Below are 13,031 nucleotides of genomic sequence, written 5' to 3'. Positions count from 1 at the left end.
AACGTCAGCCTTTGCGGCCGCCGAGCAATGCAGCGGCCTTGGCGAACAGGCCGTTGAACGGCTGCTTGGCCGGCTGTGCGGTCTTCTGTGCAGGTTGCGCGGCTTGCGTGCTCTGCGCACGACGCGGATGGCCGCCCTGCCCGTTGCCTTGCGCCTGCCCTTGGCGCTGGCCGCGCGCCTGCGATTGGCCATTGCCGCCGTTGCCGCCCCGCGGCTTCGGTGCCGCCTGGCCGTCGCGCTGACCTTGCGCCTGGCGCTGGCGGTTTGCGCCGCCATTGCGGCCTTGGCCTTGGTTCTGCCCCTGGCCACTGCCGGTCGATTCACGGCGGGGCTCTCGCGGAGCACGCGGTTCGCGCGGCGCGGCATTGCCGCCAGCGGCTTGGCGCGGCTGGCCGCGGCCACCGCCCGGGCGACCGCCACGCGCGTTGTTGCGCCCATTCGGAATCGGCTCCGGCGCAATCGTCGGGTCCGGCTCGAAGCCTTCCAGCACGGTGCGCGGCAGCTCGCGCTTGATCAGGCGTTCGATGTCGCGCAGCAGGCCGTGCTCGTCCACGCAGACCAGCGAGATCGCCTCGCCCTGCGCACCCGCGCGGCCCGTGCGGCCGATACGGTGCACGTAGTCTTCCGGCACATTCGGCAGGTCGAAGTTGACCACGTGCGGCAGTTGGTCGATGTCGATGCCGCGCGCGGCGATATCGGTGGCGACCAGCACGCGCAGCGTCCCGGCCTTGAACTCCGTCAGCGCGCGCGTGCGCGCCGATTGGCTCTTGTTGCCGTGAATGGCCAGCGCGGGGATGCCGTCGCGGGTGAGCTGCTCGGCCAGGCGGTTCGCGCCATGCTTGGTGCGCGTGAAGACCAGCACCTGGTGCCAGTCGTTGTCGCGCACAAGCTTGGCGAGCAGTTCACGCTTGCGCTCGCGGTCGACCGGATAGATGCGCTGCTCGACCGTCTCGGCCGTCGTGTTGCGGCGCGCGACTTCGATCAGCGCCGGCTTGTCGAGCAGACGGTCGGCCAGTTCGCGAATGTCGTCGGAGAACGTGGCCGAGAACAGCAGGTTCTGACGCTTCGGCGGCAGGATGTTGAGGATCTTGCGGATGTCGTGGATGAAGCCCATGTCGAGCATGCGATCGGCTTCGTCCAGCACCAGCAGTTCAATGTGCGACAGGTCGATGGTGCGCTGGCCGACGTGGTCGAGCAGACGGCCCGGCGTGGCCACGACGATATCGACGCCGCGCTTGAGCGCATCGATCTGCGGGTTGATGCCGACGCCGCCGAACATCACCATCGACTTCAGCGGCAGGTATTTGCCATAGGCGCGCACGCTTTCTTCCACCTGCGCGGCAAGCTCACGCGTGGGCGTCAGCACCAGCGCACGGATCGGGAAGCGCATGCCCTGCGGCGTCTGCACCTTGTTGGGCTGCGATGCAGACAGGCGGTGCAGCAACGGCAGCGTGAAACCGGCGGTCTTGCCGGTGCCGGTCTGTGCACCGGCGAGCAGGTCGCCGCCCCTGAGGATGGCGGGGATGGCCTGGCGTTGAATCGGAGTGGGTTCTGCGTAGCCGAGTTCGGCCACGGCACGTACCAGCTTGTCTGACAAGCCGAGTTCGGAAAACGACATGGAAAAGCGATTGGACCGGCGTGTCCCGCGCATTCGTTCGTGCGCCAATCGTGGACAAAGCCTGGGTAGGTGACGGGGCGACTGGACCCCGGGGACTGCGAGAAGGGGCGTAGTTTAGCAGGATGCGGGGTGGGGGGTTTTGTTGGTGTTGGTTTTTGGGTTGTGGTGCATCCGTGTTTCGTGCCCGGCAGGGCACGAAACACGGATGGACCACCGCCCCCCCTTCATCCCCCCCGCAAAGCCGCCAAGGGCGCATTCACCACATCCCCCAGCCGCTCAGCCAACGAATACCTGGCCATATAGCGCCGAAAGTGCGCCAGAAACGCCGTCTCCGCTGGCGTCAACCGCCGCTCCTTGTGCCACAGCAAGTACAGGTCGATATCCGCCACCCCTTCCTCCGGCGGCAAGCGCCACAGCCTCTGCTGCGCGAGATCGTCCGCCACGATGTGTTCCGGCAAGCAGCCGATCCCGTAGCCGGCGAACACCAGCCGCTTGATCTCGTCCAGGCTCGGCGAGGTGGCGACGATACGACCGGTGAATCCCTTCTGATCGCGAAACACCGCCAGCGGCGAGAGCGCATCGCCGAGCTGATCACTCATGAAGGAGACGAAGTTCTCGCCGAGCAGGTCGTCGATCGACAGCCCGGTGCGCCCGAACAACCGGTGGTGCCGTCCGCAGAACACGGCATAGCGCTGGCGCAGGAACAGTTGCCGCTCAAGCTTCTCGACCGGCGTCCGGCACAGGCTCAGCCCAATGCCGGCGCGCTTTTGCGCCAGTGCATCGAGGATGTCCGCGCTGCGCATCACGTCCACCTGCAGATCGACGCGCGGGTGATGCCGATGAAACGCCGCGAGGCATTCGTCGTACACGCCCGATTGGATGCGGCTGACGGTCAGCAGATGCAGCACGCCGCTTACATCGTCCTGCGGCTCGCCGAGTTCGGAGCCGAGCCGCGCGACGTTGCCGTAGACATCGGTGGCAATGCGCAGCACATCTTCGCCCGCGCGCGTGAGGCGGAAGCGCGAGCCGCGCCGTTCGATGAGCGTGTGACCGAGCTGATCTTCCAGGCGCCGTAGCGCGAGGCTCACCGCCGGCTGGGTGATGTGCAGCCGTACCGCAGCCCGGCTGATGCTGCGCTCGTGGACGATGGTGAGGAACGTGCGCAGCAGGTTCCAGTCGAGCCGGTCGCTGACGAGTGCGGGGTCGAAGGCAGACGGTTCCATGATGGCCGGTCGTTCCTCTGAATATGAGTTGAATTTATGCGAAGAATAAGTATTCAGAATTTGACTAATACCCGTCAACCGGCAATAAACACGCATCGCCGCCTCGATGCGGCGAGTAAAAAAACTTGCGAGGAGCACCACCATGCAACTGTCTCAACCGAGCGGGCGCCAGCCTGCGCGCGCGGCCACCGCCGCCTTTGTCGGCACCATGATCGAGTGGTACGACTTCTACATCTACGCCACCGCCGCCGCGCTCGTATTCGGGCCGCTGTTCTTCCCGGGCGGCGATCCGTTCCTGAGCACGCTCGCGTCGTTCGGCACGTTCGCGGTGGGCTTCTTCGCCCGGCCGCTCGGCGGCGTGGTGTTCGGCCACTGGGGAGACCGCATCGGCCGCAAGAAAGCCCTGATGATCACGCTCACGATGATGGGCCTGGCGACCATCGGCATCGGCCTGCTGCCGACGTACGCCACCGCCGGCGCCATCGCCCCGGTCCTGCTCGTGGTGCTGCGCGTGGTGCAGGGCATTGCGGTCGGCGGCGAATGGGGCGGCGCGGTGCTGATGGCCGGCGAGCATGCGCCCCAGGGCCGGCGCACGTTCTTTGCCTCGTTCGCGCAGCTGGGCAGCCCGGCCGGGTTGATCCTCTCGCTGCTGGCGTTCCGCCTCGTCACGTCGATGGAGAAAGACGCGTTCATGGACTGGGGCTGGCGCCTGCCCTTCCTGGCAAGCGCGGTGCTGCTGCTCGTGGGCGTGGCGATCCGCCTTGGTGTGAACGAATCGCCCGAGTTTGCGCAGATGCAGGCGCAACGCAAGACGGCCAAGCTGCCGATCGCCGAGGTCTGGCGCACGGCGCGCGTGCCGCTGCTGCTGTGCATCGGCGCCAACACGATCGGCATCGCGGGCGTGTACTTCACCAACACGTTCATGATTGCGTACACGACGCAGTACCTGTCGCTGCCCAAGACGCTGATTCTCGATTGCCTGTTTGCCGTGGCGATCATCCAGTTCCTCGCGCAGCCGCTCGCGGCGTGGCTCTCCGAGAAGCTCGGCGGCGCGCGCTTCCTCAAGCTGATGGCGCTGCTGGCGATGGCCTCGCCGTATCCGATGTTCCTGCTGGTGCAGACGCGCCACGCTCCGCTGATGGTGCTGGGCATTGCGCTGGCCGTGGTGTGCATGGCGAGCTTCTATTCGGTGATCGCGGGCTTCGTGTCGGGTGTGTTCGAGACACGCGTGCGCTACTCGGCGATCTCGCTGTCGTACCAGGTATGCGGTGCGGTGGCGGGCGGGCTCACGCCGCTGGTCGGCACCGTCCTCGCGCAGCGCTTTCACGGCCAGTGGTGGCCGCTGGCCGTGTTCTACACGCTGCTCGCCGGTGTGTCGCTGCTGTGCATCGCGGCCATCGATGCACGCCAATGCGGCCGCGCACCGGCTGCCGATGCGGTGAACGCGTAACGATCTCCATCCACCTGCTTCACCATGCTCACGTTTTTCCATCCTGAACAGCTCCTGCACCACCCGCAGAGCTACTACTCGCGCGGCAAGATGCGCACGCCGCAAGAGGTGCCCGACCGCGCGATCCACCTGCTGCAGGCGGCGCGCGATCTCGGCTTCACCATCACGCGACCTGAAGACCATGGCGTGGCGCCGCTCACCGCGGTGCACGGCGAGCCCTACCTGCGCTTCCTGCAGAACGCCCATGCCGAATGGCAGCGGCTGCCCGAAGACTGGGGCGACGAGGTGATGTCCAACATCTTCGTGCGTGAACCGAACGCGCTGCGCGGCGTGCTGGCCCAGGCGGCACGGTACCTGGCCGACGGCAGTTGCCCCGTGGGGGAGAACACGTGGCGATCGGCCTACTGGTCTGCACAGAGCGCAGCGGCCAGTGCGCAGGCCATCCTCAACGGCGAGCGCATGGCGTATGCGCTGTGCCGCCCGCCGGGGCATCACGCCCGACGCGAGGCCGCTGGCGGTTTCTGCTACCTGAACAACGCTGCCATCGCCGCGCAGGCGCTGCGCGGGAGGTTCCAGCGCGTCGCCATTCTCGACACCGACATGCACCATGGCCAGGGCATCCAGGAAATCTTCTACGACCGCGCCGATGTGCTGTACGTCTCCATCCATGGAGACCCGACCAACTTCTACCCCGTCGTCGCCGGTTTTGACGACGAGCGCGGCACCGGCGACGGCCTGGGCCTGAACGTGAACCTGCCGATGCCGCATCGCTCGCCGGAATCGGTGTTCTTTGACAAGCTCGACCAAGCGCTGGCCGCGCTGGCACGCTTCGAGCCTGACGTGCTGGTGCTCTCGCTCGGCTTTGACATCTACCGCGAAGATCCGCAATCGCAGGTGGACGTGTCCACCGAAGGCTTTGGTCGTCTTGGGCAGGCCATCGGCGCGACCGGCTTGCCGACGCTGGTGGTGCAGGAAGGCGGGTATCACCTCGCCACCCTCGCACAGAACGCCGCAGCATTCTTTGGCGGGCTTCAAGCGCCGCTTCGGCCAGCCGGCTGACCTCCCGCCCGGGCGCAAGCGCTTCGGCCCTGCGCCGAATGTTTGCGCCCACTCTCCATGCGGGGCCCGTCCCACCGGCGTCCCCGCCGAAACCTCTCCCCCTCTAGAGTGCTTGCTCGAATCGCACGCTTGGCGTTTTCAAACGTCTGTTCCTAACATGCCCGAGCAACACAAATACACATGTTTGAATCGTGCGTTCGAGCGCTGCAATGCAGCAATCGCGCGCCGGTATCGGACCAAAACAAGAGGTTGGAGACATGGGACGTCCTGGAGCAGGAGACACCAAGGGCCGCATTCTGGAAGCCACCGAACTGCTGTTCATCGAGTTCGGCTACGAGGCGATGTCGTTGCGGCAGATCACGGCGCGCGCCAAGGTCAACCTGGCGGCGGTCAACTACCACTTCGGCAGCAAGGAAGCGCTGATGCAGTCGGTGCTCGGACGCCGGCTCGATCCGCTCAACACGCGCCGGCTCGCCCTGCTGACGGCCTGCGAGGAGCGCTGGACGAAGGAGCAGCTTTCCTGCGATCACGTGCTGGGCGCGCTGTTCGTGCCGGCCTTGCAGATGGCGCGCAATCCGGAAACGGGCGGCCCCGCCTTCCTGCGCCTGATGGGCCGCGTGTACTCCGACACCTCGCCGTTCGTGCAGAACTACCTGCTTGGCCACTACGCGCCGGTCTTCGATCGGTTCTTCGAAGCCTTCTCCCGTGCGTTGCCGCACGTGCCGCGCCCGGAACTCGGCTGGCGCCTGCACTTCGCGCTCAAGGCGCTGGCAGGCGTGCTGGCGGGTGACGACCTGAACAACCTGCTGCCGCTGTTCACGCAGGGCAAGCCGATGAACGATGCATCGCTGCTGGCACGCCTGACCGCGCTGGTGGTGGCCACATTGAATGCGCCGTTGCCGGGCGAGGCGGGAGCGCTGGACCAGGTGGTCGAGCTGGCCGAAGCGCAGGTGCCCACACCGGTGGCACATGCCGACGACGCGGCCGGCGGCAACGATGGCGGCCACGGCGGCGCCGGCCGTCAGGGCGGCCGCCTGACGGAGCGCAGCGCCACGCCGGCCACCGCATCGCCATTCCCGGGCGATCTCTTTGGCCGCACGCCTGGCGCACGCACCGCCATGCAGCAACACGACGGACTGAACGTCGATGAACACGGCGATCACGACGACGAGGCCGGCACCTCGGCTGCACCGACCGCACGCACACGGGCCTTGGCCATCCGCCGCAGCAACGCGGCGCGCGCGATCTTCCCGGCCAACCCGATGCGCCCGTGGCGCAGTCCGGGAGCCTGACCGCCCCGGTACTCGCCGCGCGGCGCCGTCGCGCCCAGGCACGGCAGTCGCTGGGGCGCTGGCGTGATGCCGCCCGCCGACACGTACGGCACATGAACGCATCCAACGGAGACCCTCATGACGACGATCTGGATCGTCCTGCTTTGCATCGCCGCGCTCGGGCTTGCCAGCATGGAAGCCTTGGCGCTCGCCTGGCTGATCATGACCGGCGTGTGGCTGGCCGCCGGCGCGTGGCTCGGCCTCGTGGGCCCGGCGGCGACCACCGTACTCGCCATCGTCTTCGTGCTGCCTGCGCTGGTGCTCGCGATCAAGCCGCTGCGCCGCGCTCTGATCACCCGGCGCGTGCTGGCGATGTTCCGCAAGATCATGCCGGAGATGTCGCAGACCGAACGCGACGCCATCGAGGCCGGCACGGTCTGGTGGGATGCCGAACTGTTCTCGGGCCGGCCGAACTGGTCGCGCCTGCTGTCTTCACCGCAGCCTCGCCTGTCGCCCGAAGAACAATCGTTCCTCGACGTGGAAACCGAGAAGCTCTGCGACCTGGCCAACGACTGGGAGAGCACGCAGATCTGGCAGGACATGTCGCCCGAGGCGTGGGCGTATGCCAAGGAGGCCGGCTTCCTCGGCATGATTATCCCGAAGGAGTACGGCGGCAAAGGGTTCTCGGCCTATGCGCACTCGCAGGTCGTGATGAAGCTGGCAACGCGGTGCTCGGCGGCCACCGTGTCCGTCATGGTGCCCAACTCCCTGGGGCCGGCCGAGCTGCTGCTGCACTACGGCACCGAGGCACAGAAGAACCACTACCTGCCGCGCCTCGCCCGCGGTGAGGAGATTCCCTGCTTTGCGTTGACCAACGCGTATGCGGGATCCGATGCGGCGGCCATCCCGGATGTCGGCGTGGTCTGCCGCGGCATGCACGAAGGCCGCGAGACGCTTGGTTTTCGCGTGACCTGGAGCAAGCGCTACATCACGCTCGGCCCCATTGCGACGGTGCTGGGCCTGGCCTTCCGCGCGGTCGATCCGGATGGCCTGCTCGGCGGCGACAAGGAGCCCGGCATCACGTGCGCGCTCATCCCGACCCAGCATCCGGGCGTGAACATCGGCCGCCGCCATTGGCCGCTGAACGCGGTGTTCCAGAACGGCCCGAACTGGGGCAAGGATGTGTTCATCCCGATCGACTGGGTGATCGGCGGGCAGGCGCAGGTCGGCCGCGGCTGGCGCATGCTGATGGAATGCCTCGCTGCGGGCCGCGCGATCTCGCTGCCGTCGTCCAACGTGGGGCTGGCCAAGCTGGCGGTGCGCAGCACGGGCGCCTATGCCGCCGTGCGCCGCCAGTTCCGCACCCCCATCGGCAAGTTCGAGGGCATCCAGGAGGCGCTCGGCCGCATGGGCGGCAATCTCTACATGATGGATGCGGCGCGGCGCCTGTCTGCGCTTGCCGTGGACCTCGGCGAGAAGCCTTCGGTCATCTCCGCCATTGCCAAGTACCACGTCACCGAACGGGCGCGCGATGTGGTCAACGATGCGATGGACATCGTCGGCGGCAAGGGCATCTGCATGGGGCCGAACAACTTCCTGGCGCGCGCGTATCAGCAGGTGCCGATCGCGATCACGGTGGAAGGCGCGAACATCATGACGCGCTGCCTGATCATCTTCGGGCAGGGCGTGATCCGCTGCCATCCGTACGTGCTGCGCGAGATGACCGCCGCGCAAGGCGCCGACTCGCCCGAGACGCTGCGCGCGTTCGATGCAGCGCTGTTCGGCCACGGCGCCTTCATCGCGGGCAACTTCGTGCGGGCGTTCCTGCATGCGCTGTCGGGCGGCCGCGTGGCGCCGGCGCCAGGCAACGCCGCGCCCGAGATGCAGCGCTATTACCGCGCCGTGAACCGCTTCTCGACGGCGCTGGCACTGCTGTCGGACGTGGCGATGTTCACACTGGGCGGCACGCTCAAGCGCCGCGAGAGCATCACCGGGCGCCTTGGCGACATCCTCTCGCAGATGTACCTGGTCTCGGCTGCACTCAAGCGCTTCGAAGACGAAGGCCGCCCGGCCGAAGATGCACCGCTCGTGCATTGGTCGGTGCAGGATGCGCTGGTGCGTGCGCAGGACGCGCTCGACGGCGTGCTGGCGAACTTCCCGAGCGCGGGCATCGCCGGATTGCTTCGCGCGATGATCTTCCCGTTCGGTGCCCCGTATCGCAAACCGTCGGATGCGCTTGCGGCGCAGGTGGCCGAACTGATGCAGACGCCGGGGGCCGCACGCGATCGCCTGCTGGCCGATTCGTACTGCCCCACGCCCGACATCGACCCGATCGCCTACGGCGAAGAAGCCTTCCGCCTGCAGCCGACCGTGGACGCCATCGAGCAGCGCCTGAAACCCGCCATCCGCGAGGGGAAGCTTCCGCCCGTGCCGCAGAGCCTCCCCGACTTTGAAGCGTGGACCGCGCAAGCCGTGGCACAGAAGCTCATCGACGAGGCGGAACGCAAGCAGTTGTGCGACTACGCGCGCTTCGGCGAACACGCCGTCGCCGTGGATGACTTCCCGCCGGACTTCAACCTGCTGGCCGACCTGCAGCGCCGCAAGGATGCGCTCGACGCGTTGCAGACCACTGAGCGCCGCGCGGCGTAACACCACCAACGCGCCACCACACAACCACAACGATGCAAGACAAGTACCTCGATTTCGTCGGTTCCGGTTTCGGCAAGTGGCTCTCGGCCAACCTGGGCCTGCCGCAGCCGGTGCCGCTGCGCCGCTATCGGCCGGGAGAGCCGGAATTCGTCGGCCCGTTCCTGGTGGGTGCGGCACCGGGCGGCGCGATGCGCGAGGTGCTCGCCGCGCTGTTTGCCGGGATCGGTGTGCCGACACGCTTTCATGAAAGCGATCCGGAATGGCTCGGCGCGGCCAACCGGCATGGGCAGATCACAGGCCGCTTCGTCGCGCCGACGGGCAAGGACGGCGATGCGTTCGACCGCATCGGCGGCATCGTCTTCGATGCAACGAGCATCACCTCCATTGACGGGCTCGACGCGCTGTACCACGTCTTCCACGACGGTGTGCGCGCGATCGGACGCTGCGGCCGCGTAGTCGTGATCGGACGCCCACCCGAACGCTGCAGGACACCGGAGGCCGCCATTGCCCAGCGTGCGCTCGAAGGGCTGACCCGTTCGCTCGGCAAGGAAATCCGGCGCGGCTGCACGGCACAGCTCGTCTACGTTGCGGCAGGCGCCGAAGGCGCGGCGGAATCGACGTTGCGCTTCCTGCTGTCGGCGCGCTCGGCCTATGTGTCGGGGCAGGTGGTGCGCGTTGGCGCCGCGGTGCCGCGCTCGGTGGATTGGCAAAAACCGTCGGCCGGGCGCACCGCGCTGGTCACGGGCGCGTCGCGCGGGATCGGTGCCGCCATTGCGCACGTGCTCGCGCGCGACGGTGCGCGGGTCCTGTGTCTCGACGTGCCAGCCGCGCAGGACGGGTTGAACAGCGTCGCCCAGGAGATCGGCGGCGAAGCGCTGGCGTATGACATCGCCGCGCCGCAGACGCCTGCCCTGCTCGCACAGCAGATCGCCGCGCTCGGAGGCATCGACGTCCTCGTGCACAACGCCGGCATCACGCGCGACAAGACGATCGCCCGCATGACCGAAGCCGCATGGCGGGCCGTGCTCGACATCAACCTGGCAGCGCAGCTGCGCATCAACGAGGCGCTGCTCGCGGCCAACGCGTTGCGCTCGGGCGGCGCCATCGTCTGCGTGTCGTCCATCAGCGGCATTGCGGGCAACCTCGGGCAGACCAACTACGCGACGTCCAAGGCAGGCGTGATCGGCCTCGTGCAGGCGAGCGCGCCGCTGCTGGCCGAACGTGGGATCACCATCAACGCCGTCGCGCCCGGCTTTATCGAGACGCAGATGACGGCGGCCGTACCGTTCGCAATCCGCGAAGCGGGCCGCCGCATGAACGCGATGAGCCAGGGCGGCCAGCCGGTCGACGTGGCCGAAGCGATTGCGTGGTTTGCAAACCCCGCCTCGAACGGTGTGACCGGCAACGTCGTGCGCGTGTGCGGCCAAAGCCTGCTCGGAGCCTGAGACGACCATGCGCGCCACCCCCACCGCACGCCTGCCCGCCACGCCGTTCACTGCCACGCAGACGCTGGTGACGGAAGCGCCGTCGCCCGGCACGCTGGCATGGCGGGCGCTGCTGTCGCAACGCAAGGGCAAGCGCGGCGGGCCGCTGCCGCGCCGCACGCTGGTCCGCCAGGAGGTGCCGCTCGATGCCGCGCACATCGCGCAATACGGGGCGGTGTGCGGCTTTTCGCCGGCGCACGGCGTGCCGATGACGTATCCGCATGTGCTGGGCTTTCCGCTGCAGCTCATGCTGATGACGGAATCGGCGTTTCCGTATCCGGTGATCGGCCTGGTGCACCTGTGCAACACGATCCGGCAGCACCAGCGCCTGCAGATCGGCGAGCGCGTGCGGGTGGAGGTGCGCCCGCGGCGGCTGTTCCAGCATCCGCGCGGACAGGCGTTCGCCATCGAGACGGCCATTGTCCGGACGGGCGCGGTGGTGTGGGAATCGCTGTCCACGTATCTGCGCGTTGGCGTGCAATCGCCGCAGGGGGCGCCGCTGATTGCGCTGCCCGCGGCGCAAGGTCTGTCGCCCGACGGCCACTGGGACGTGCCTGCCGACACGGGCCGCCGCTACGCGGGCGTATCGGGCGACTGGAACCCGATCCACGTCTCGGCCATCGGCGCGAAACTGTTCGGCTTTGCGCACCCGATCGCTCACGGCATGTGGACGAAGGCGCGCGCCGTGGCGGCGTTGCTGCCGGCCACGCCGCTCACGGCAGGCGAGGTCGTCGCCGAGTTCAAGACGCCGCTTTCGCTGCCGGGCGCGGCCACGCTGTGGCAGGCCGAAGCCGCGACACCCGGGCGCGCCTTTGAGGTGCGCAACATCGCGGGCGACAAACCCTATTTGCGCGGCGTGCTCACGCTGCTGCCGGCACAACAGGAACACACCGGAGACTGAACCCATGCTCGTGAATGCGCAGGGCAGCGCGCAGGTGCGCCGCGTCGCCATCCTCGGCGGCAACCGCATCCCGTTCGCCCGCTCGAACACCGCCTACGCCACGGCATCGAACCAGCAGATGCTGACCGCCGCCATGCAGGGCCTGATCGACCGTTTCAACCTGCATGGCCAGCGGCTTGACGAAGTGGTGGCCGGTGCGGTCATCAAGCACGCACGCGACTTCAACCTGGCGCGCGAGACGGTGCTCTCCACCACGCTGGCCAGGCAGACGCCCGCCTACGACGTGCAGCAGGCGTGCGGCACCGGCCTCGAAGCCGCCATCCTCATCGCCAACAAGATTGCGCTGGGGCAGATCGACGTGGGCATTGCCGGCGGCACGGATACCACGTCCGACGCGCCCATCGGCCTGAACGAAAAGATGCGCAAGGTGCTGCTGGAGGCCAATCGCGCCAAGTCCACCGGCGCACGCATCAAGGCGCTTGCCGGGCTGCGGCCGTCGATGTTCGTGCGCCCGCTGCTGCCGCGCAACAGCGAGCCGCGCACGGGCCTGTCGATGGGCGAGCACTGCGAACTGATGGCCAAGCGCTGGGGCATCCGCCGCGAAGACCAGGACGCCCTCGCGCTGCGCAGCCACCAGAACCTGAGCGCCGCCTACGAGCGCGGCTTCTTCACCGACCTGATGACCGCCCACCTCGGGCTCGACCGCGACAACAACCTGCGCACCAACCTCACCATCGAACAACTGGCGAAGTTGCAGCCGGTGTTCGACCGCAGCGAGGCCGGCACGCTGACCGCAGGCAACTCGACCCCGCTGACCGACGGCGCATCGTGCGTGCTGCTCGCCAGCGAGGAATGGGCGCGCACGCACAACCTGCCCGTGCTCGCCTACATGACCTGCGCCGACACGGCCGCCGTCGACTTCTTCAGCGGCACCCCCGAGCAGAACGAAGGCCTGCTGATGGCGCCGGCCTATGCCGTCTCGCGGATGCTGCAACGCGCGGGCCTGACGCTGCAGGACTTCGACTACTACGAGATCCACGAAGCCTTTGCCGCGCAGGTGCTGTGCACGCTCGCGGCGTGGGAGTCGCCCGAGTACTGCCGGGAAAAGCTCGGCCGCAGCAGCCCGCTCGGCAGTATCGACCGCAGCAGGCTGAACGTGAACGGCAGCTCCCTCGGCACCGGCCACCCGTTTGCCGCCACGGGCGGGCGCATCGTCGCCACGCTCGCCAAGATGCTGGCGCAGCGCGGCAGCGGGCGGGGGCTGGTGTCGATCTGCGCGGCAGGCGGCCAGGGCGTGGTCGCCATCCTGGAGCGCCCCGAAAACATGTCGCATTGAACCGACGGGCCTACGGGAACGGCCCGCTCATCCAACCCGC

General features: G+C 68.0%; 9 protein-coding genes. 7 read left to right on the top strand and 2 right to left on the bottom strand.

Annotated elements, in window-relative coordinates:
* Positions 1 to 4: 4 nt before the first annotated feature.
* Both TK49_RS05810 and TK49_RS05805 read right to left on the bottom strand, forming a co-directional pair.
* Positions 5 to 1,618, bottom strand: coding sequence for a DEAD/DEAH box helicase (locus tag TK49_RS05810; RefSeq protein ID WP_045785864.1), 1,614 nt, complete (start codon positions 1,616 to 1,618; stop codon positions 5 to 7).
* 224 nt (positions 1,619 to 1,842) lie between these two features.
* A complete protein-coding gene (locus TK49_RS05805; protein ID WP_045785863.1) occupies positions 1,843 to 2,841 on the bottom strand; it encodes a LysR family transcriptional regulator in 999 nt (332 codons plus the stop codon).
* Between the two features lie 142 nt (positions 2,842 to 2,983).
* On the opposite strand from TK49_RS05805, the gene TK49_RS05800 reads away from it, so the two are divergent.
* From TK49_RS05800 to TK49_RS05770, 7 genes are all read left to right on the top strand, one after another.
* Positions 2,984 to 4,291 carry an MFS transporter gene (locus TK49_RS05800; protein WP_045785862.1) on the top strand — a complete coding sequence of 436 codons (1,308 nt, stop codon included), beginning with the start codon at positions 2,984 to 2,986 and terminating at the stop codon, positions 4,289 to 4,291.
* Positions 4,292 to 4,315: 24 nt separating this feature from the next.
* Positions 4,316 to 5,350, top strand: coding sequence for a histone deacetylase family protein (locus TK49_RS05795; RefSeq protein ID WP_045785861.1), 1,035 nt, complete (start codon positions 4,316 to 4,318; stop codon positions 5,348 to 5,350).
* 257 nt (positions 5,351 to 5,607) lie between these two features.
* Positions 5,608 to 6,642, top strand: coding sequence for a TetR/AcrR family transcriptional regulator (locus TK49_RS05790; RefSeq protein WP_045785860.1), 1,035 nt, complete (start codon positions 5,608 to 5,610; stop codon positions 6,640 to 6,642).
* A 117-nt stretch (positions 6,643 to 6,759) separates the two neighbouring features.
* Positions 6,760 to 9,270 carry an acyl-CoA dehydrogenase gene (locus TK49_RS05785; protein WP_045785859.1) on the top strand — a complete coding sequence of 837 codons (2,511 nt, stop codon included), beginning with the start codon at positions 6,760 to 6,762 and terminating at the stop codon, positions 9,268 to 9,270.
* Positions 9,271 to 9,302: 32 nt separating this feature from the next.
* On the top strand, positions 9,303 to 10,715 hold the full coding sequence (locus tag TK49_RS05780; RefSeq protein ID WP_045785858.1) for a 3-oxoacyl-ACP reductase: 1,413 nt from the start codon (positions 9,303 to 9,305) through the stop codon (positions 10,713 to 10,715).
* Between the two features lie 7 nt (positions 10,716 to 10,722).
* Positions 10,723 to 11,655: a MaoC family dehydratase gene (locus TK49_RS05775; protein ID WP_045785857.1), complete on the top strand. Its 933-nt coding sequence runs from the start codon at positions 10,723 to 10,725 to the stop codon at positions 11,653 to 11,655.
* Between the two features lie 4 nt (positions 11,656 to 11,659).
* Complete coding sequence (locus tag TK49_RS05770; RefSeq protein WP_045785856.1) at positions 11,660 to 12,991, top strand: acetyl-CoA C-acetyltransferase; 1,332 nt, start codon at positions 11,660 to 11,662, stop codon at positions 12,989 to 12,991.
* The last annotated feature ends 40 nt before the right edge of the window (positions 12,992 to 13,031 follow it).

It is taken from the genome of Ralstonia mannitolilytica (genome assembly GCF_000954135.1).
GTDB classification, from domain to species: domain Bacteria; phylum Pseudomonadota; class Gammaproteobacteria; order Burkholderiales; family Burkholderiaceae; genus Ralstonia; species Ralstonia mannitolilytica.
The sequence above is the reverse complement of the archived record's forward strand: the minus strand, read 5'-3'. Positions and strand labels throughout refer to the sequence as shown.

Bases quoted from the DNA above. Each gene is read 5' to 3' on its own strand.
- TK49_RS05810 (WP_045785864.1), bottom strand. From the start codon at position 1,618: ATGTCGTTTTCCGAACTCGGCTTGTCAGACAAGCTGGTACGTGCCGTG.
- TK49_RS05775 (WP_045785857.1), top strand. From the start codon at position 10,723: ATGCGCGCCACCCCCACCGCACGCCTGCCCGCCACGCCGTTCACTGCC.
- TK49_RS05795 (WP_045785861.1), top strand. From the start codon at position 4,316: ATGCTCACGTTTTTCCATCCTGAACAGCTCCTGCACCACCCGCAGAGC.
- TK49_RS05800 (WP_045785862.1), top strand. From the start codon at position 2,984: ATGCAACTGTCTCAACCGAGCGGGCGCCAGCCTGCGCGCGCGGCCACC.
- TK49_RS05805 (WP_045785863.1), bottom strand. From the start codon at position 2,841: ATGGAACCGTCTGCCTTCGACCCCGCACTCGTCAGCGACCGGCTCGAC.
- TK49_RS05770 (WP_045785856.1), top strand. From the start codon at position 11,660: ATGCTCGTGAATGCGCAGGGCAGCGCGCAGGTGCGCCGCGTCGCCATC.
- TK49_RS05785 (WP_045785859.1), top strand. From the start codon at position 6,760: ATGACGACGATCTGGATCGTCCTGCTTTGCATCGCCGCGCTCGGGCTT.
- TK49_RS05780 (WP_045785858.1), top strand. From the start codon at position 9,303: ATGCAAGACAAGTACCTCGATTTCGTCGGTTCCGGTTTCGGCAAGTGG.
- TK49_RS05790 (WP_045785860.1), top strand. From the start codon at position 5,608: ATGGGACGTCCTGGAGCAGGAGACACCAAGGGCCGCATTCTGGAAGCC.